The sequence below is a fragment of the Clavibacter sp. CT19 genome (assembly GCF_027858075.1).
Classification (GTDB): Bacteria; Actinomycetota; Actinomycetes; order Actinomycetales; family Microbacteriaceae; genus Clavibacter; species Clavibacter tessellarius_A.
This window is the reverse complement of sequence record NZ_JAQHYR010000001.1, coordinates 455935-474538: the sequence shown is the minus strand read 5'-3', so window position 1 is coordinate 474538 and position 18604 is coordinate 455935. Positions and strand designations below refer to the sequence as shown.

16 protein-coding genes and 2 pseudogenes are annotated in these 18604 nt (G+C 73.8%); 12 read left to right on the top strand and 6 right to left on the bottom strand.

What is annotated here, in order from left to right; translation table 11 throughout:
- Positions 1-91: 91 nt before the first annotated feature.
- The 6 genes from PED38_RS02160 (at position 92) to PED38_RS02135 (ending at position 4772) form a co-directional block, all read left to right on the top strand.
- The gene (locus tag PED38_RS02160; protein ID WP_063071232.1) at positions 92-1318 is read left to right on the top strand and encodes a sensor histidine kinase; all 1227 of its coding nucleotides are present in this window, start codon (positions 92-94) and stop codon (positions 1316-1318) included.
- Complete coding sequence (locus tag PED38_RS02155; protein WP_270979424.1) at positions 1315-2013, top strand: response regulator transcription factor; 699 nt, start codon at positions 1315-1317, stop codon at positions 2011-2013. The genes PED38_RS02160 and PED38_RS02155 overlap by 4 nt, the downstream gene beginning before the upstream one ends.
- An 88-nt stretch (positions 2014-2101) precedes the next feature.
- Positions 2102-2485, top strand: a complete 384-nt coding sequence (gene clpS, locus PED38_RS02150) for an ATP-dependent Clp protease adapter ClpS (protein WP_270979423.1) — start codon at positions 2102-2104, stop codon at positions 2483-2485.
- Positions 2482-2997: a DUF2017 family protein gene (locus tag PED38_RS02145; RefSeq protein ID WP_270979421.1), complete on the top strand. Its 516-nt coding sequence runs from the start codon at positions 2482-2484 to the stop codon at positions 2995-2997. The genes clpS and PED38_RS02145 overlap by 4 nt, the downstream gene beginning before the upstream one ends.
- A gap of 114 nt (positions 2998-3111) precedes the next feature.
- On the top strand, positions 3112-4125 hold the full coding sequence (locus tag PED38_RS02140; RefSeq protein WP_270979419.1) for an NAD-dependent epimerase/dehydratase family protein: 1014 nt from the start codon (positions 3112-3114) through the stop codon (positions 4123-4125).
- Positions 4122-4772 (top strand): DNA alkylation repair protein, encoded by a 651-nt coding sequence (locus tag PED38_RS02135; RefSeq protein ID WP_270979418.1) that lies wholly within the window; start codon positions 4122-4124, stop codon positions 4770-4772. Before PED38_RS02140 ends, PED38_RS02135 begins: the two co-directional genes overlap by 4 nt.
- 45 nt (positions 4773-4817) lie before the next feature.
- On the opposite strand, the gene PED38_RS02130 is transcribed toward PED38_RS02135, so the two are convergent.
- From PED38_RS02130 to PED38_RS02115, 4 genes are all read right to left on the bottom strand, one after another.
- Positions 4818-6506: a glycoside hydrolase family 13 protein gene (locus PED38_RS02130; RefSeq protein WP_270979416.1), complete on the bottom strand. Its 1689-nt coding sequence runs from the start codon at positions 6504-6506 to the stop codon at positions 4818-4820.
- 61 nt (positions 6507-6567) lie between these two features.
- Entirely contained in the window at positions 6568-7473 is a 906-nt protein-coding gene (locus PED38_RS02125; RefSeq protein ID WP_063071225.1) for a carbohydrate ABC transporter permease, read from the bottom strand.
- A complete protein-coding gene (locus PED38_RS02120; RefSeq protein ID WP_081234927.1) occupies positions 7473-8408 on the bottom strand; it encodes a carbohydrate ABC transporter permease in 936 nt (311 codons plus the stop codon). The genes PED38_RS02125 and PED38_RS02120 overlap by 1 nt, the downstream gene beginning before the upstream one ends.
- Before the next feature lie 29 nt (positions 8409-8437).
- Positions 8438-9721: an ABC transporter substrate-binding protein gene (locus tag PED38_RS02115; RefSeq protein ID WP_107490171.1), complete on the bottom strand. Its 1284-nt coding sequence runs from the start codon at positions 9719-9721 to the stop codon at positions 8438-8440.
- 74 nt (positions 9722-9795) lie between these two features.
- Here PED38_RS02115 and PED38_RS15895 point away from each other — a divergent pair.
- Together PED38_RS15895 and ypfJ are read left to right on the top strand one after the other, a co-directional pair.
- Positions 9796-10974 (top strand): annotated as a pseudogene (locus PED38_RS15895) (ROK family protein); the annotation flags it as partial.
- A 178-nt stretch (positions 10975-11152) separates the two neighbouring features.
- A pseudogene (ypfJ, locus tag PED38_RS02105) lies at positions 11153-12064 on the top strand (KPN_02809 family neutral zinc metallopeptidase).
- Positions 12065-12074: 10 nt separating this feature from the next.
- Here the strand turns inward: ypfJ and PED38_RS02100 are convergent.
- Both PED38_RS02100 and PED38_RS02095 read right to left on the bottom strand, forming a co-directional pair.
- Positions 12075-12344 (bottom strand): CDGSH iron-sulfur domain-containing protein, encoded by a 270-nt coding sequence (locus tag PED38_RS02100; protein ID WP_270979412.1) that lies wholly within the window; start codon positions 12342-12344, stop codon positions 12075-12077.
- Positions 12341-13504, bottom strand: a complete 1164-nt coding sequence (locus PED38_RS02095; RefSeq protein WP_270979410.1) for an iron-containing redox enzyme family protein — start codon at positions 13502-13504, stop codon at positions 12341-12343. Before PED38_RS02095 ends, PED38_RS02100 begins: the two co-directional genes overlap by 4 nt.
- A 173-nt stretch (positions 13505-13677) precedes the next feature.
- On the opposite strand from PED38_RS02095, the gene PED38_RS02090 reads away from it, so the two are divergent.
- The 4 genes from PED38_RS02090 (at position 13678) to PED38_RS02075 (ending at position 18483) form a co-directional block, all read left to right on the top strand.
- Complete coding sequence (locus PED38_RS02090; protein ID WP_063071221.1) at positions 13678-14943, top strand: ROK family protein; 1266 nt, start codon at positions 13678-13680, stop codon at positions 14941-14943.
- 144 nt (positions 14944-15087) lie between these two features.
- A complete protein-coding gene (locus tag PED38_RS02085; RefSeq protein ID WP_270979408.1) occupies positions 15088-16479 on the top strand; it encodes an extracellular solute-binding protein in 1392 nt (463 codons plus the stop codon).
- Between the two features lie 301 nt (positions 16480-16780).
- On the top strand, positions 16781-17572 hold the full coding sequence (locus PED38_RS02080; RefSeq protein WP_270979406.1) for a carbohydrate ABC transporter permease: 792 nt from the start codon (positions 16781-16783) through the stop codon (positions 17570-17572).
- Between the two features lie 2 nt (positions 17573-17574).
- The gene (locus PED38_RS02075) at positions 17575-18483 is read left to right on the top strand and encodes a carbohydrate ABC transporter permease (RefSeq protein ID WP_442870648.1); all 909 of its coding nucleotides are present in this window, start codon (positions 17575-17577) and stop codon (positions 18481-18483) included.
- Positions 18484-18604: the final 121 nt, after the last annotated feature.

Below are 18604 nucleotides of genomic sequence, written 5' to 3'. Positions count from 1 at the left end.
CGCGGACCGGAGGGCGCCGTCGGGCGCGGCGACCGTCGCCGCGCCCGACGGCGTCCGCCTGCCCACCCCGCCCGGAGCCGTCCGCGGCTGGATGGCACGTCATCCGCGGATCGTGGACGGGGCGCTCGCCCTCGTCGTGACCTGGGCGTCGATCGCCTCGGGCGTCGTCGCCGGCAGCCGCTCGGCCGTGCCGGCCGGCGGCGTGGTGGTCGTGGTGCTGGCGCTCGTCACCGGGGTCGCGCTGATGGCGCGGCGCGTCCGACCCGTGACCGTGCTCGCGATCGCCGGAGCGGCGGCGGCCGCCACGGCCTTCGTCACCGACTCATTCGACGGGTTCCCCATCGCGGTGGCGCTGTACGCGGTGGCCGTCCACGGATCGACCCGGCGGGCGTGGCTCGGACTCGGCGGCGCGGGGCTCCTCGCGGCGATCGTGGTGCCGGCCACCGCGGGAACCGGGCCGCTCGACCCCTCGGCGGCGACGCTGCTCGTCGTGAACCTCATCCCGATGCTCATCGCGACCCTCATCGGCACCAACGTGGGCGGCCGCAAGCGCTACGTCGACGCCCTGCGCGACCTCGCGGTGCAGCTCGCCCGCGAGCGCGACCAGCAGGCGCTCCTCGCGACCGCCGCGGAGCGGACCCGGATCGCGCGGGAGATCCACGACATCGTCGCGCACGGCATCACCGTCATGGTGACCCTCGCCGACGGCGCTGGCGCGAGCGCGGTCGCCCGGCCCGAGCTCGCCCGCGAGGCCATGCGCGAGGTCGCCGAGACCGGGCGCACCTCGCTGTCCGAGATGCGGCGGATGCTCGGCGTCCTCGCCGAGGACGCCGACGCGGACGCGCCGCCCCTCCGCGCACCCCAGCCGGGGCACGGCGAGCTGGCCGCGCTCGTCGACTCGTTCCGCTCCACCGGCCTGCCCGTGCGCTTCACCACGACGGGTGCTCCGCCCGACGACCCGGGCCGCCAGCTGGCGGTCTTCCGCGTCGTGCAGGAGTCGCTGACCAACGTGCTGCGGTACGCGCCGAACGCCGGCCGCGTCGACGTGCGCGTGGACCACCGACCCGACGCGATCACCGTCGAGGTCACGGACGACGACGCCACCGGACCCGTCGTGCCGCCCGTCCCCGGCAGCGGACGCGGGCTCCTCGGCGTGTCCGAGCGGATGGCCGTGTACGGCGGGACCGCGTCGGCCGGTCGCCGCGAGGGCGGCGGGTGGCGCGTCCACGCCACCCTGCCGAGCGGCCGCCACGACGTACGACCCGGGGACGGCGACAGCCGTGCCCCGCTCCCCCCGCGGATCCAGGAGGACCGATGACCGACCCCGCCCGCCCCGTCCGCGTGCTCATAGTCGACGACCAGGCGCTCGTGCGCATGGGCTTCCGGATGGTGCTCGACGCCGAGCCCGGCATCGACGTGGTGGGCGAGGCCGCCGACGGACGCGCGGCCGTCGCGCGGACCGGCGAGCTCGCGCCCGACATCGTGCTCATGGACGTGCGGATGCCCGGCATGGACGGCATCGAGGCCACCACCGAGATCGTCGCGCGCCACCCGGCGACGCGCGTCATCGTCCTCACCACGTTCGACCTCGACGAGTACGCGTTCGCGGGCCTCCGCGCCGGCGCGAGCGGGTTCCTGGTGAAGGACACGCGGCCCGAGCACTTCATGGAGGCGATCCGCGCGGTCGCCGACGGCGACGCCGCCATCTCCCCGCGCGTGACGCGCCGCATGATCGAGCTGCTCGGCCCCGCGATGCCCGCGACCGGCGGCGCGGCCGGGACGGGCGAGGGCGCGGCCGACCCGCGACTGCGCCCCCTGACCGCCCGCGAGCTGGAGGTGCTCACGGCGCTGGCCGAGGGGCTCACCAACCAGGAGATCGCAGGACGCCTGTTCCTGTCGGAGTCGACGGTGAAGACGCACGTGGGCCGGGTGCTCGCGAAGCTCGAGGTGCGGGACCGCGTGCAGGCCGTGATCCTCGCGTACGACTGCGGGCTCGTGCGGCCCGGTGCGTGACCGCAGGACGGGGGCGTCGCGACGGCCCGTCCCGGCGCGAGAGGATGGAGTCCCCGGAGATCGGCCGGGTGGGCACCCGAGGAGCGGCATGACCACGATCCACGCGGACGCGCGCGCCGCCGTCCGCCCCCTCCCCCTGGCCCGGCGCGCGGCGGATCCGCCCGCGGGCGACCCCGGCACGAGCCCCGGCGCGAGCCCCGGCTCCGACACGTCCCTGCTGGAGCGCCCCGACACCCCGCCGGTCTGGAGCTGCGTGGTCTGGAACGACCCCGTGAACCTCATGACGTACGTCTCCTACGTGTTCCGCAGCTACTTCGGCTTCACGCGCGAGCGCGCCGACGAGCTCATGCTCCGGGTGCACGAGGACGGCCGGGCGGTCGTCGCCACGGGGATCCGCGAGGAGATCGAGCGCCACGTCCTCGCCATGCACGGCTACGGCCTCTGGGCGACGCTCGAGCGGGTGGACGCGTGAGGGCCTTCCGGGCTCGGCCGGACGGCACCGTCGCCGCGCGCCTCGAGCCGCACGAGGTCCAGATGCTGCGGGGGCTCCTCGGCGAGCTCCGCGGGATCCTCGACGAGGTTGCCGCGACCGGCGGCGCCACGGACGGTGCCGCCCCCTCCCCCGTGGCCGAGCGGCTGCTGCCCGACGCCTACCCGGACGACGCGGAGGCGTCCGCGGAGTTCCGGCGCTTCACGGCGTCCGACCTCTCGGAGGCGAAGGCCGCGAACGCGACCACGGTCGAGGCCACCCTCGCGGAGGCCGACGCGCGCGGGGCGGGACGGCGCGGGCTGCTCGTGGTGCTGGATCCGACGGGCGCGCAGGCCTGGCTCCGCACCCTCAACGACCTCCGGCTCGCGATCTCGGTGCCGCTGCGGATCGACGAGGCCGACGGCTGGCGCGACCGCGCGCCCCGCGAGAGCGCGAGCCTCTACGACTGGCTGACCTTCGCCCAGGGCTCGCTCATCGAGGCCGTCGACCGCTGAGCGTCGGCGGGGCACCCGCCGCGCACCGGCTCCACGCGGCGCTCCGGCGAGCATGATGGAGGGGACCCGCGGACCAGCCGGCCCGCCGGGTCCCGTCCGCAGGAGAGGAGCAGCATGCGCGTCGTCGTCATCGGAGCGACCGGGAACCTGGGGACCGGGGTGCTCCGGCGCCTGCACGCGGCGGGGGCCGAGATCGTGGGCGTCGCGCGGCGCATGCCCGACGCCTCCCTCGAGCCGTACTCCGGCGTCACCTGGCGGCTCGCCGACATCGGCGCGGCGGGTGCCGTGTCCGGGCTCGCGGCCACCATGCGCGGCGCCGACGCCGTGATCCACCTGGGCTGGGCCCTGCAGCCGAACCACCGCGAGCGCGTGATGCACCGCACCAACGTCATCGGCACCGCCCACGTGCTGGAGGCGGTCGCGCAGGCGCGCGTGCCGCAGGTGGTCGTCGCCTCCTCGGTCGGCGCGTACAGCGCGGCGCCCAAGGACCGGCCGCGCGACGAGTCGTGGCCCACCGGCGGGATCCACACCTCGCACTACTCCCGGCACAAGGCCGAGAACGAGCGCGCGATGGACGCGTTCGAGCTGGCGCACCCCGACGTCGTCGTGACGCGCATGCGCCCCGGGCTCGTGATGCACGACGAGGCGGCGGCCGAGATCGCGCGCCTCTTCCTGGGCCGCCGCATCCCCACCCGCTGGATGGGGCTCGCGACCCGCACCCCGGTGCTGCCGCTCCCCCGCGAGCTGGTGTCGCAGGTCGTGCACTACGAGGACGTCGCGGACGCGTTCTGGCGCGCCGTCGAGCGGCGCGCGCCCGGCGCGTTCAACATCGCCGCCGAGCCGGTCGTCGACCCCGCGCTCGTCGGCCGCCTGCTCGACGCCCGGGTCGTGGTCGTGCCGCTGCCGGCGCTCCGCGCGCTCGTGTCGGCGAGCTGGCGTGCGCGCGTGCAGCGCACGGATCCGGGCTGGATCGACATCGCCGCCAACGTGCCCGTCATGTCGACCGCGCGCGCCCGCGAGGTCCTGGGCTGGACGCCGACGCACACGTCGGAGGAGGTGCTGACCGAGTTCGGCCGCGCCTTCGTGCACCGCACCGGCCGCGAGGGCTCGGCGCCGCTCGCCGGATGACGGAGGACGCGGACTTCGTCGCGGCGGCTCTCGAACGCGAGGGCGCCTGGTATCGCGCCGAGGCGGAGCGCGAGCGGCTGCGGTCGGACCTCGAGTTCGTGGGCGCGTCCGTCGGTGCCGTGCGCGGCACGGTGCGCGACCTCGGCCGCCGGCGTCCCGGGATGACCCGCGACCAGGCGGTCGCGCTCGCGTCGGAGCTGTGGCGGTCGCGCGTGTACGAGCGACGGCTGGCGGCGGTCGTGCTGCTGCAGGAGCACGTCGACCGGCTCGACAACGGCGACCTCACGCGCATCGAGGGCTTCGTGCGGGACGCGCGGCTGCGGGCCCTCGTGGACCCGCTCGCCCTCGACGTCATCGGCCCGCTCGTCGAGCGCCTGGCCGGACCGCCGCGCGCCAGGGCCGATGCCGCGCTCGACCGCTGGGCGGGCGAGGCCGACGTGTGGCTGCGTCGCGCCGCCCTGCTCGCGCCCACGCGCCCGCTGCGCGCGGGCGGCGGCGACTGGGACGGCTTCGTCCGGCGCGCGCGGCTCGCGCAGGCCGCGCCGCGCGGCGGGCACGACGTGGTGCGCGAGGCGGTCGAGCGGGTGCGGGACGTCGTGCAGGGCACCCGCCCGGACCTCGCCGCGGATCCGGTCCCCGACGGCTGAGCGCGCGGTCCCGCATCACGCGCATGGGAGCTCGACCGCCTCAGCTCACGCGCGCAGCCACACCGCCGTCTCGCCCGGCAGCTGGGCCGCTCCCGCGGAGTCGACGTCGTCGCCCAGCGGCCCGCTCGCGACGAGCACCTCGCCGACCGGCATGGGCACGGGCGTGGCGCGGAAGTTGACCACGACCTGCCAGCCGCCCGGCCGCACCGCGTGCAGGACCCCCTCCTCCGCTGGGAGCCACTCGAGCGTCTCCCCCGTCTGCAGCTCGGCGCGCAGGGCGAGCGCGCGACGGTACAGGTGCAGCGTGGAGGTCGGGTCGGCCTCCTGCACCTCGACCGACGATGCGCCGAACCACGCGGGCTGCGGCAGGTGCGCGCCTGCGTCGCTGAAGCCGAACGCCGGTCCCGAGCGCTCCCACGGGAGGGGCACGCGGCAGCCGTCGCGGCCGATGTCCACGCCGGGGTTCCGGAAGTACGACGGGTCCTGGCGGGCGTCGTGCGGGATGTCCGCGACCTCCTGCAGGCCGAGCTCCTCGCCCTGGTAGAGGTACGCGGATCCCGGTAGCGCCAGCATGAGGAGCGACGCCGCGCGCGCGCGCCGGAGGCCTGCCGCCACGTCGACCTCGGGCGCGCGCCCGCCCGACAGCAGCCACGCCGCGCCCTGCTTCACGGGATCCCCGTCGCGCGGGGGCAGCCCGTAGCGGGTCGCGTGCCGCACGACGTCGTGGTTGGAGAACACCCACGTGCTCGACGAGCCGGACTCCTCGGACTGGCGGAGGTTCGCCGTGATGATGCGCTGGAACTGCTCCGCGTCGAAGTCCGCCTCGAGGAGGTCGAAGTTGAACGCCTGGCCGAGACCCTCCGCGCTCGCGTAGCGGTGCCGGCGGGACGCGTCGACCCACGCCTCGGCGACACCCGTGCGCGGCGGGTCGTAGAGGTCGAACACGCGGCGCCACTCGGCGTAGATGCCGTGCACCTCGTCGCGGTCCCACAGCGGGTGGTCGCCGGCGGTCTGGTCCCACGCGTCGAGCTCCGCCTGCGAGGGCAGCTCGTCGGGCAGGTGCTTGGCCAACCCGTGCGCCACGTCGACGCGGAAGCCGTCGACCCCGCGGTCGGACCAGAAGCGCAGGGTGGCGAGGAAGTCCTCGCGCACCTCGGGGTTCGACCAGTCGAGGTCGGGCTGCTCGGTCGCGAAGTAGTGCAGGTACCACTGGCCGTCGCCGACCGGCTCCCACGCGGGTCCGCCGAACGCGCTCGTCCAGTCGGCGGGCGGCAGCTCGCCGCGCTCCCCGAGGCCGTCGCGGAAGACGTAGCGGGCTCGGGCGGCGGATCCGGGCTCGGAGGCGAGCGCCTCCGGGAACCAGGCGTGCCGGTCCGAGGTGTGGTTCGGCACGATGTCGACGATGAGCCGGATGCCCGCGTCGTGCAGCGCGCGCACCATGTCGTCGAAGTCATCGAGGGTGCCGAGGCGCGGATCCACGTCGCGGTAGTCGTCGACGTCGTAGCCGCCGTCCGCGAGCGCGGACGGGTAGAAGGGGCTGAGCCACACCGCGTCGATCCCGAGCTCGCGGAGGTAGGGCACGCGGCGGGTGATGCCCGGCAGGTCGCCGATGCCGTCGCCGTCGGTGTCCTGGAAGCTGCGCGGGTAGATCTGGTAGACGGCGGCCTGGCGCCACCACTCGGCGTCGGGGGTCCGGGTCGTCCGGTCGGGGGCGTGCTCGAGCTGGTCGGTCATCGGGTGGGTGCCTCTCGGTCGAAGGTGGTCGTGCGGGTGGATGAGGAGGCCGCGGCCGGGATCACTTGATGGCGCCCTGCGTCACGCCCGCCATCACCCAGCGCTGGGTGAAGAGGTAGACGACGATCGCCGGCGCCATGGCCATGAGGTACGACGCGAACGCCACGTTGTAGTCGTTGCTGAACTGCGTCTGGAAGATGCTCTGCACCACGGGCAGCGTCTGGAGCGCCGGATCCGCCGTGATGAGCGACGGCATCGCGAAGTCGTTCCACGAGGCGAGGAAGGCGAAGATCCCGACGGTGGCGCTCATGGGCGCGAGCAGCGGGAAGACCAGCTGCCAGAACACCTGCCAGGTGGTCGCGCCGTCGAGCCGGGCGCTCTCCTCGAGCTCGGCGGGCAGCGATCGGAGGAACGCCGAGAACAGCAGGATGCTGAAGGACAGCTGGAACATGATGTGCAGGATGGCGACGCCCGCCGGGTTGTCGAGCCCCAGCAACCCGGTCAGCTTGATCTGCGGCAGGGCGACGACCGGGAACGGCAGGAACATCGCCGCGAGCAGGTAGTAGAAGGAGTACCGGAAGAGCTTCCTGTCCCAGTTCCGCGCGATGGCGTAGGAGGCGAGCGACGCGAGGATCACGGTGCCGGCCACGGTCGCCGCCGTCACCAGCACGGAGATCCCGAAGGCGCGCGGGAAGTCGGTGAGCTCCCACGCGGCCCGGAACGCGCCCACGTCGACGGGCGCGGGCAGGCTGAACGCGTTGCCGTCGACCGCCTGCGCGCTCGTCTTGAACGCCATGGAGACGGTGACGTAGAGCGGGACGAGCACCGTGAGGGTGCAGAGGACCAGCAGGATCGTGAGCGGCATGCTGCGCCGCTCCTGCCCGACGCGGCCGCCGGAGCGGCGCCTCGGCGCGTCAGGGTCGCCCGTGCGGCGCGCGGGCGGGGACACGATCGCGGGATTCGCCATCAGACGGCCGCCTTTCCGCGGGTGAGCTTGAGCTGCAGGAGGGAGATGGCGATCGCGATCACGAAGAAGAGCGTCGCGTTCGCCATCTGGTAGGCGTAGTCGCCGCCGGTGAAGCCCGTGAAGATGGTCATCGCGACGCTGCGGGTCGACGTGCCCGGCCCGCCGTTGGTGAGGCCGACGATGATATCGTAGGCGTTGAGGAAGTTCTTGAAGCCGATGATCGTGTTGATCACGATGTAGCCGGAGACGAGCGGCAGCGTGATCGAGCGCATCTGCTGCCACCCCGTCGCGCCGTCGATCGAGCTCGCCTCGTAGACCTCGCCGGGGATCGCGAGCAGGCCCGCGATGTAGATGAGGAGCGAGCTCGGCACGGCCTGCCACGCGGTCACGACGACGATGGCGAGCCAGGCCGTGTCGGCGTCGGCGAGCACGCTCGAGGAGAGCGGGCCGATCCCGAGGGCCGTGCCCAGCGCGGGCAGCGAGTTCGAGAACAGGAAGTTGAAGACGAACGCGATGATGATGCCCGAGACGACCATGGGGATCACGAAGACGGCCCGCAGCGCGTTGCTGAAGCGGATGCGCGCGGTGAGGCCGACGGCCAGGAGGAACGCGACGACGTTCACGAGGATCACCGTGACGAGCGCGAAGCCCAGCGTGAAGCCGTAGGAGCTGAGGATCGCGGGATCCGTGGCCATCGCCGTGTAGTTGGTGATGCCGACGAAGGAGAAGTCGCCGAACCCGATCGAGTCGGTGAAGCTGTAGAAGACGCCGAGCGCCGCCGGCAGCGTGATCGCGAGCGTGAAGAGCACGAGCGTCGGGATGAGGAACAGGTAGAAGACCGGGTCGGTCCTCCTGCCGGTGCGCGCGGCACGGGGCCGTGCGCCGGATGGCGCGGCCGCGACGGGCCGGGCGCTGATGGGGGTGGTGGTCGCCACGAGGTGATCTCCTTCGATCCGTCGGCGGTTCAGGTGCGGGAGGCGAGCCGACGCCAGTCGGCGTCCATGGTCCGCAGGGTGGCGGCGGCGTCCTGGCCGGTGACGATGCCCTGCACGTAGTTCTCGGTGGGGATGGTGAGGGGCACCGACTTCGACGCCCCCTGGTAGAACGCCCCGTCGTCGTAGAAGGCCTGCATGTCGACGATGCGGGGGTCGGTGACGGGCGGTGCGCTCGTGGTCGTCCCGAAGGCCAGGAACTCCTCGTTGTAGGCGTCCTGGATCTCGGGGGTCATCAGGAACGACAGGAACTCCCGCGCGGCCTCCTTCTTGGCGGAGGACTCGGGGATCCAGAGGGCGAGGTCGAGGTTGACGCGCACGCGGCGGTCGGCGGCATCCTCCGTCATCGGCAGCGGGAACGTGCCGAGGTCGGCGTCGGGCGCGGTCTTCGCGATCTCCGCGAGCGCCCAGGGGCCCTGCATGAGCATGCCCGCCCGGCCCTCGGCCATCGCGAGGTTCCCGTCGCCGTAGCCACGGCTCGACGCGTCGCGGTTGGAGTACGCGGCGAGCTGGAGCATGCGATCGACGGGCTCCGCGAAGTCCCGCTCGAAGGAGACGCCGGCCCCCTCGCCGACCTCCGTGCCCGCCTCCCCCATCCGGGCGAAGAAGTCGGCGACGTCCAGGGATCCGCCCGTCGTGTAGTCGAAGAGCCCCTGCGCGACCGTCCACGGCTCGCGGAAGGTGCTGTACAGCGGATCCACGCCGCCCGCGCGCAGGGCGTCGGCCACGGCGAGCAGCTCCGTCCAGGTGGTCGGGACCTCGAGGCCCTGCCCGCGGAACGCCTCCCGGTCGTAGATGACGGACGCGGCGGTGATCGAGTACGGCAGCACGCTCGTCCGCCCGGGGTAGGTCGCGTACTGGTCGACCAGTTCCCGCACCGCGGGGCGGATCGTCGACGCCTCCGGCATGTCGCCGAGGTCGCTCAGGGCGCCGCGCTCCATGAACCGCGCCATCTCGAGGTTGTAGGTGAACGCGGCGACGTCCGGCGGGTTGCCGCGCACGAAGCCCGCGGCGATGCCCGACGTCGTGTCGTGGCTCACGCGGATCGACGACTGCGACTCGTTGAACCGCTCGACGAGGTCGGAGAAGTACCCGATCGCCTCGGGCTTGGTCTGATAGAAGGTGATGTCGGTGCGCCGGGGCCCTCCCGGCGAGGCGCATCCGGCGAGGACCAGGCTCGCCCCGACCGCTCCTATCCCGGCGAGGACGGAGCGTCGGGTGAGGAGCCCTGGCGTGGGCAGCGGGGGTGTGGGCACGTCGTCGTCTCCCGGTGGTCGGCCCGGCGGCGATGCCGGGACGGGTTGATTGGAGGTCTAGATTTAGACCGTAGATGAATCCGGCCGGTGGCACAATGGCCAACAGCGGACGACGGTCGACCACACGAGGCGGGCAGCACATGACGATCGCAGCGGCGACCGGCGCCTCCTCCCCCGGGGTCCTCCGGCGGATCAACGCGGGCGAGGTGCTGCGGCACGCCTGGGATGCCGACGTCGTGACCGCGAGCGACCTCATCCGCCGCACAGGACTCACGCGGTCCACCGTCATCGGGGTCTGCGACGACCTGATCGCCCGCGGCTGGTTGACCACGACCGACGACGCCCGGTCCACGGGCGCCTACCGCACGGGTCGGCCGGCGAGGCGGTACACGCTCGTCGCCGACGCGGCCCATGTCGTCGGCGTCGACGCCGGGCAGCACCACGCGACGGCCGTCGTCGCCGACCTCCGCGGCCGCGTCGTCGGTCGCGCGACGGGCGAGCTGGATCCGGACCCCGGCGGCCCCCACGCCGGGGCGACGCGACGCGCGGCCGTCGCGCGGCTCGTCGCGGCGGCCCGCGAGGAGGCCGGCGTGGCGGCTTCCGAGGTGCTCGTGATCACCGTCGGCGTCCCCGCCCCCACCGACCTCGAGGGCGCGTCGCCCGAGGGCGTCGGCGGCTTCTGGCCGGCCATGAACCCCGGCTACGCCACCCATCTGGCGCGCCCCGGCACGCACGTCATCGTCGAGAACGACGCCAACCTCGCGGCCGTCGCGGAGCGGGCGTTCGGCCAGGGGCAGGACGTCGCATCCACCGTGACCCTGCTGGCGGGCGAGCGGTTCGGCGCGGGCTTCGTGCTCGACGGGCGTCTCGTGCGGGGGCGGCGCGGGGCCGCCGGCGAGATGGGGCTGCTCGACCTCGTCGAGGGCGTGGGGTCGGCCCACGGTATCGGGCTGCTGCTCCGCGAGTGGGCGCGCGCCGGACGCGACGACGGGACGATCGACGCCCGGTCGACCCTGGCCGCTGTGCCGCTGGATCAGCTGGGCGCTCCGGAGGTGCTCGCGGCCGCGGACGACGGCGATCCGTGCGCCCTCGCGCTGGTCGACCGCCTCGCGGCCCGGCTCGCCCGCATCTGCGTGGTGCTGGAGGGCATGCTCGACGTCGACCGGATCATCATCGCGGGCGCCGTGGCCCCGGCCGCGGGTCTCCTCATCCACCGCACGATCCCGCTCCTCGCGGAGATCGCGCATGGCCCCGCACCCGAGGTCGTCGCCTCGGAGCTCGGGGACGGCGCCGTGACGCTGGGCGCGGTGACGCGGGCGCTCGACCACGTACGGGCCTGCGCGTTCGAGCTCGACCTCCCCGGGCACCGGCGCGGGGAGGCCGGGCGCGCTGGCTCCTGGCGCCCCCGTCGCCCGCGGGTACGTTCGGGACATGACCTTCGACGACGACGCCCGCATCGACACGAGCAAGGTCACCCGGCGCCGCGGCGGCCGAGGCCGCACGACCGGGATCGCGGCGGGCGGCGGCGGGCTCGTGGTGGTGATCGCGGTGATCCTCGTGCAGCAGTTCACGGGCGTCGACCTGTCGCAGCTGGTCGACGGACGGGGCGGGGCCGGCGCGAGCGGCGCGTCCCAGGGGCGCGACGAGGCGATCGAGGGCTGCACGACCGGTGCGGAGGCGAACGCGAGCGTCGACTGCCGCATGGCCGGCGCGGCCGACTCGCTCGACACGTACTGGACCACCGCGGCGCCCGAGGCGGGCGTCGCCGACTACGCCTCCCCGGGCTTCTCCCTCTTCGACGCCGCGACCACGACCGGCTGTGGCGAGGCGTCGAGCGCCACCGGACCCTTCTACTGCCCGCCGGACCGGCGGCTCTTCATCGACACGACCTTCTTCGAGGAGCTCCGCACGCGCTTCGGCGCCTCGGGCGGACCGCTCGCGCAGATGTACGTGGTGGGGCACGAGTGGGGCCACCACATCCAGCAGCTCTCGGGCGCGTTCGACCGGGCCGACCGCCGCGGCACCGGCCCGACGTCGGACTCCGTGCGGCTCGAGGTGCAGGCCGACTGCTACGCGGGCGCGTGGGTCGGCGCCGCGTCGGAGATCCGCGACGACACGGGCACGGCGTTCCTCGAGCCCGTGAGCGACGCCGAGGTGCGGGACGCGCTCGACGCGGCGGCGGCCGTGGGCGACGACCGCATCCAGGCGGCGAGCGGCGGCGAGGTCGACCCGCACACCTGAACCCATGGATCCGCCGAGCAGCGCCAGCGCTGGTTCGAGGCGGGTCGCGCGGGCGGCCCGGCGGCCTGCGACACGTTCGCCGTGCCCGGCGCCCGGCTCTAGTCCGCTGCCGCTACCCGTCCGCGGGGGCGGGCGGATCCGTGCGGAAGCCGACCAGCCGGTGCGTGCCGTCGCAGTAGGGCTTGATCGAGGAGACGCCGCAGCGGCAGAGCGCGACCGTCGTGCGCGTGCGCGGCACGGGCCGGCCCTCGGGGTCGACGATCTCGAAGTCGCCGCGCACGAGGAGCGGTCCGTCCGGGTACGCGATGATCCGGGGCGGCTCGGCGGCGGCCGGTCGCGCGGGCGCCGCGAGGTCCTCGTCGTCCGCGGGGAGCGCGGTCACGGGGCCGCCACGACGGAAGCCGTCGAGCACTCCCGGAGCGACGACCGGCCGGCCTTCCAGCTGGCGAGCACGTGCGCGCCGACCCAGCCCTCGACCTCGAGGCAGGCCGCGGCGCCGAACAGCACGTCGTCGAGCAGCTCGGGCTCCGACTCGACCAGCCCGCCCGCGAGGTCGTGGGCCGCGATCTGCTCGTGCACCGCGTCCGCCTCGACGTGCTCGTCGTAGTACCAGGCCACGTCGTCGCCGAAGCCGAGGCGGCGGATCCCGCTGGCGTACAGGCGGCTCGGCACGCTCGAGGTCATCTCGAACGCGGCGAGGTGGCCGACGATGGCGCCGCGGAGGCGACGGTGCAGGCCGAAGAGCGACATGGCGTTCGAGGACGCGAGCGTGATCGCGGGCACGTCGTCGAGGTAGGCGCCGTACCGGTCGTCGAGGCCGACGCCGCGGAGGGTGGCGCCGAAGATCGTCGCGTGCACGCGCTCGGGGCGGCCGCCACCGTACTCGTCGGCCTGGATCTCGACCAGCGCGGCCTTGGACCGGCCGCGGAGGCGCGGGATCGCCCAGGAGTGCGGGTCGGCCTCGCCCAGCGTGTAGATCGAGCGGTGCGTGAGGAACTCGCGGAGCTGGTCCGCGGTCGCCGTGCGGGCGACGAAGCGCGACAGCGACGGCCCGGAGTCGGCCGAGGTGAGCGCGAAGAGCGCGGCGGCGACGCCCCCGGACGTGGGCTCGGGACGCTCGGGGACGGCGACGCGCTCGCGCAGGGCGGCCTCGAAGGCGGCCTCGAGGATCCCGCGCACGGCGATGAGGCGCGGGTCCCACTCGCGGTCGTCGTCGACCCCGGCGATCCCGGCGTGGTGCAGCTCGTAGAGGCAGAAGAGGGCGAGCTGGACGTCGTCGTCGCGGACGACGTCGTCCGTCGCGGCGAGCGCCTGCGCGGCGAGCGCGGCCAGGTCGGGGGCGGCAGCCATGGCGAGGGCGTCGACGGCGGTGCCGCTGCCGGTGCGCGCGGATCCGTCGGCGCCCGCGTCCCGCGACGCCGCGGTCCCGGCCGGCGCGCCGAGGAGGTCGGCGATCAGCGCGGCGCTCAGCGGGCCGCGCGGCGCGGGGACGGGCAGGGGCAGGGTGCGGACCGCTTCGTGGGCGGTGAGGACGTCGGTCATGCACCCACCCTCCTCCGACCCGAGGACGCCCGGCCGGGCGTGTCGCCGCCGCCCCGGGCAGCGGTAAGGGAACGGGGTCGGGGGCGGCCGGCGGCCGAGCGGGTGCCGTGCATCCGGGATACTGCGGAGGGGCCCGCGTACGGCGGGCGCGGCCGGGCGCGAGGAGGATGCCGATGCGACGCGGCACGAACCTCCCCGCCATCGGCGGCTACAACCGCACGGTCGTGCTCGACGCGATCCGACGCGCGGCCGAGGGCGCGAGCCGGTCCGAGGTCGCCGAGCGCACCGGCCTCAGCGCGCAGACCGTCACGAACGTCGCCCGCCGCCTCATCGACGAGGGTCTCGTGCGGGAGGGCGGCACCGTGATCCGCGGGCCCGGCAAGCCCCGCACCCTGCTGCACCTCGTCGCCGCCGGCCGCCTCGCGGTGGGCGTGCACGTCGACCCCGCCGTGATCACCGCGGTGCTGCTCGACCTCGAGGGCGCCGTGCTCCGGCACGCGAGCTCCCCGACGCCGTCCGCGTCGCGCCCGGACGACGTCGTCGCGCTCGTGGCCCGGCTCGTGGACGGGCTGATCCGCGACGCGGGCGTCGACCGGGCGGCGGTGCTCGGCGTGGGCATCGCGGCGCCCGGGCCCATCGACGTCGCCGAGGGCCTGGTGCTGGATCCGCCGATGCTGCCGCTCTGGCGCCACGTGCCGCTCCGCTCCGCGCTCGCCACCGCGACGGGCCTGCCCGTGCTGCTCGAGAAGGACGTGACCGCCGCGGCCGTGGCCGAGCTATGGTTCGGCGACGGCGGCCGCCGGAACCTCGCCTTCGTCTACTACGGCACCGGGTTCGGCACGGGCCTCGTGCTGGGCGGCGAGCCCGTGCGCGGCGCGAGCTCCAACGCGGGCGACGCCGGGCACATCATGGTGGCGTCGCGGGGGCGGCGGTGCACCTGCGGGCGGATCGGCTGCGTCGGCGAGCTGATCACGCCGCACGCGCTCGTCCGCCAGGCCGTGGAGGGCGGGATCCTCGCGACGGGCGACGTCTCGGGTGCCGCGCTCGCGGAGGCCGCGGCGAGCGGCGACGCGGTCGACATGCGCCTCATCGGCGAGGCGTTCCAGGCCCTGGCCGTCCGCGCCGAGGCGGAGGACGGTCCCGCCCGCCGCATCGTCGAGGCGGCGGCGCGGCACCTGGCGCGCGCCGTCGTGATCCAGGTGAACCTCCTCGACCTCGACGAGGTGGTCTGCGGCGGGCCCTTCTGGCAGCCGATCTCGCGGGTCGTGCTGGAGCTCCTGCCCGAGGAGGTGCGCCGCTCCCCCGCGCTCATCGCCAAGCACCCCGTGCGGATCGTCGAGTCGGCGATCGGCGACGACGTGGCCGCGGTGGGCGCCGCCTGCCTGGTGCTCGACAACGCCTTCTCTCCGCGGCCGTCGGCGATGCTCATCCGCCCGTAGCGCCGCCGGGTCCGGCATGGACCACCGCGCGACCGCCCGAGGATGACGCCTGATGTCTTGACATGGATTAGTCCATACGTTTGGCTAACCCTCGACGACCGGCGACGACGCCGACCGTCCGGGCCAGTGGAGCAAGGGAGCACCATGACGAATCGAACGCCGCGCCGCCGGACGCGAGCCCGCATCCTCCAGATCACGGCGGCCTCCGTCGCCGCCCTCCTCCTCGCCAGCGGCTGCTCGGGCGGCGCCGGCGGGGGCGGCGACGGGAAGACCATCAAGGTCGCGTACCAGAAGTTCGGCACGTTCACCCAGATGGACGAGCACATGAAGGAGACCGCGAAGACCTTCGAGGCCCAGAACCCCGGGATGAAGGTCGAGCTCGTCCCCATCGCCGCGCAGAACGACGACTACTTCACCAAGCTCGCGCTGATGAACCGCTCCCCCTCCACCGCCCCCGACGTGATGTACGAGGACACCTTCAAGGTGAAGTCCGACGCCGCCGCCGGCTACCTCCTCCCCCTCGACGACCAGGTCGCGACGTGGGACGACTGGCCGCAGTTCCTGGACTCCGCCAAGCAGGCGGGCGTCGGGGAGGACGGCAAGGTCTACGGGATCCCGATGGGCACCGACACCCGCGCGCTCTGGTACAACAAGGAGCTCTTCCGGAAGGCCGGCCTGCCCGTGCCGTGGGCCCCGAAGACCTGGGACGACGTGCTCGACGCCGCGAAGACCATCAAGCGGCAGCTGCCGGACGTCGTGCCGCTCAACGTCTACTCGGGCAAGCCGCAGGGCGAGGGCGCCACGATGCAGGGCTTCGAGATGCTGCACTACGGCACGCCCACGGGCACGCTCTACGACGACGGCTCGGGCAAGTGGCTCACGGGCTCGCAGGGCTTCGAGGACTCGCTCGGCTTCATCCGCGACGTCTACCAGGGCGGCGTCGGCCCGAAGCCGGAGGAGGCGCTCGACACCAACATCGCCACCATCGTCGCCGGCCAGTGGCTGCCCCAGGGCAAGCTCGCCATCGACCTCGACGGATCCTGGTTGAGCGGCACCTGGCTCGACAGCGGCACGAACCCGTGGCCCGAGTGGGACACCGTGATGGGCCAGGCGCCCATGCCCACGCAGGACGGCCAGGCACCCGGATCGGTGAGCATGTCCGGCGGCTGGACCCTCGCCGCCGGCGCGAAGACGAAGGCCCCCGACAAGGCGTTCGAGTTCATCGCCGATGCGCTCGACAAGGAGGGCTCGAAGTCGTACGACATCGCCGCCAGCCAGATCGCGGTGCGCAGCGACGTGGCCGAGGATCCCGAGTACGTCTCCTCGAACCCGACCTCCGCGTTCTTCTCCTCGCTCGTCGACACCACGCACTTCCGCCCGGCGACCACCGACTACAGCCGCATCTCCAACGCGATCACGGTCGCCATGGAGTCGGTGATGACGGGCCAGCAGTCGCCCGAGGAGGCGGCGGCCGCCTACGACCAGGCCCTCGTCGGCATCGTGGGCGCCGACGGGACGCAGAAGGCCGAGGACTGACCCGTGGCCACCATCGCCCCCGTCCCGGTCGGCCCCGACGCCGACGTGCGGGGCGTCGACCAGCGGGGCGCGGCCGGACCGGGCGACGGCCGGGCGTCGGGCTCGAGCGGGCCGCCTCCGGTCCGCCCGGGACGCGCCCGTGCCCGCGCGCTCCGCACCGGCGCACGCACGGTCCCGATGCTCCCCGCCATCGTGCTGCTCGCCCTGTTCCTCCTCGGCCCCGTGATCTCGAGCCTCTACGGCTCCTTCACCGACGCGTCCCTCACCGGGTACGCTGCTCGCCCTGTTCCTCCTCGGCCCCGTGATCTCGAGCCTCTACGGCTCCTTCACCGACGCGTCCCTCACCGGGTACGCGGCCGGTGGCGCGCGGTTCATCGGCTTCGACAACTACACCGCGCTGTTCGCGGACCCCGACTTCCCGAAGTCGGTGCTCCTCACGCTCGCGTTCGTGTTCTTCTCGGCGGTGGTCGGACAGAACGTCGTCGGCCTCGGGCTGGCGCTCCTCATGCGCCAGGGGAACCGGGTCGTGCGCGCGGTCGTCGGCACCTTCGTCATCGCCGCCTGGGTGCTGCCGGAGATCGTCGCGGCGTTCGCCGCGTACGCGTTCTTCAACGACACGGGGACGCTCAACACGATCCTCGGCTGGTTCGGGATCCAGGGCGCGAACTGGCTCTACGGGCTGCCGCTGCTGTCGGTGATCCTCGCGAACGTGTGGCGCGGATCCGCCTTCTCGATGCTCGTGTACGCCGCCGCCGTGCAGGAGGTGCCGCCGGAGATCGCCGAGTCCGCCGAGGTGGACGGCGCCACCGGGTGGCAGCGGCTCGTCTTCATCACGCTGCCGGTGATCCGCCGCAGCATCTCGACGAACCTCATGCTCACCACGCTGCAGACGCTCTCGGTCTTCACCCTCATCTACGTGATGACGGGCGGCGGCCCCGGCACGAGCAGCTCGACCCTGCCGATCCTCGCCTACCAGGAGGCGTTCCAGTTCTCGCAGCTGGGCTTCGGCACCGCGATCGCGACGATCATGCTCCTCGTCGGAGCCGTGTTCAGCGTGATCTACATCAGGGCGCTCCGCCCGGAGGTGGACTGACCATGGCCGTGACCACGATGACCTCGACCTCCACCCGGCCGGCGCGCGCGAGGCGGTCGGCCCGTCCGCCGGGATCGCGCATGACCTCGCCGAGCGGCCGCGTGATGCGCGTCGTCTCGAACGCCGTGCTGGTGGTCGTCGCCCTGTGCTTCGCCGTGCCGCTCGTCTGGCTCCTGCTCGCGGCCTTCGACCCGTCGGCGACCCTGTCGGCGAAGGTCCCGAGCGAGTTCACGCTCGAGAACTTCCGCGCCGTCCTGACGCCCGAGATCTCCTTCATCCCGCTGATGAACAGCATGATCCTCTCGGGCGGCTGCGCGATCGTGACGGTGGTGGTCGCGATCCTCGCGGCGTACCCGCTGTCGCGGTACCGGATGCGCATCAACAAGCCCTTCCTCTACGGGATCCTCTTCGGGACCTGCCTCCCCATCACCGCGATGATGGTGCCCGTCTACAGCCTCTTCGTCACGCTCGACCTCATCGACTCGATCGGCGGCACGGTCTTCTTCCTCGCCGCCACGAGCCTGCCGATGGCGATCTGGATGGCGAAGAACTTCATGGACTCGGTGCCGATCTCGCTCGAGGAGGCGGCGTGGACCGACGGCGCGTCCATGTTCCGGACGCTGACCCACATCGTCGTGCCGCTCATGCGGCCGGGCATCGCGGTCGTGTCCATCTTCGTGTTCATCCAGGCGTGGGGGAACTTCTTCGTGCCCTTCATCCTGCTGCTGAGCCCGGACAAGCAGCCGGCCGCCGTGAGCATCTTCGACTTCTTCGGGCAGTACGGATCGGTCGCCTACGGCCAGCTCGCGGCGTTCTCGCTCGTGTACTCGGTGCCCGTCATCGCGCTGTACGTGCTCGTGTCGCGCACGCTCGGCGGCTCGAACGCGCTGGCGGGCGCCGTGAAGGGCTGATCGGCGGGCGGCATCCGCGTCGCCCCGCCGCCCGTGTCACCCTGCCCCACCCCGCCCCACCGGCGCGCCGTCCGCGTGCCGCCCGACCCATCCCGTCCGCGGTCCGCCGCGCCACACGATC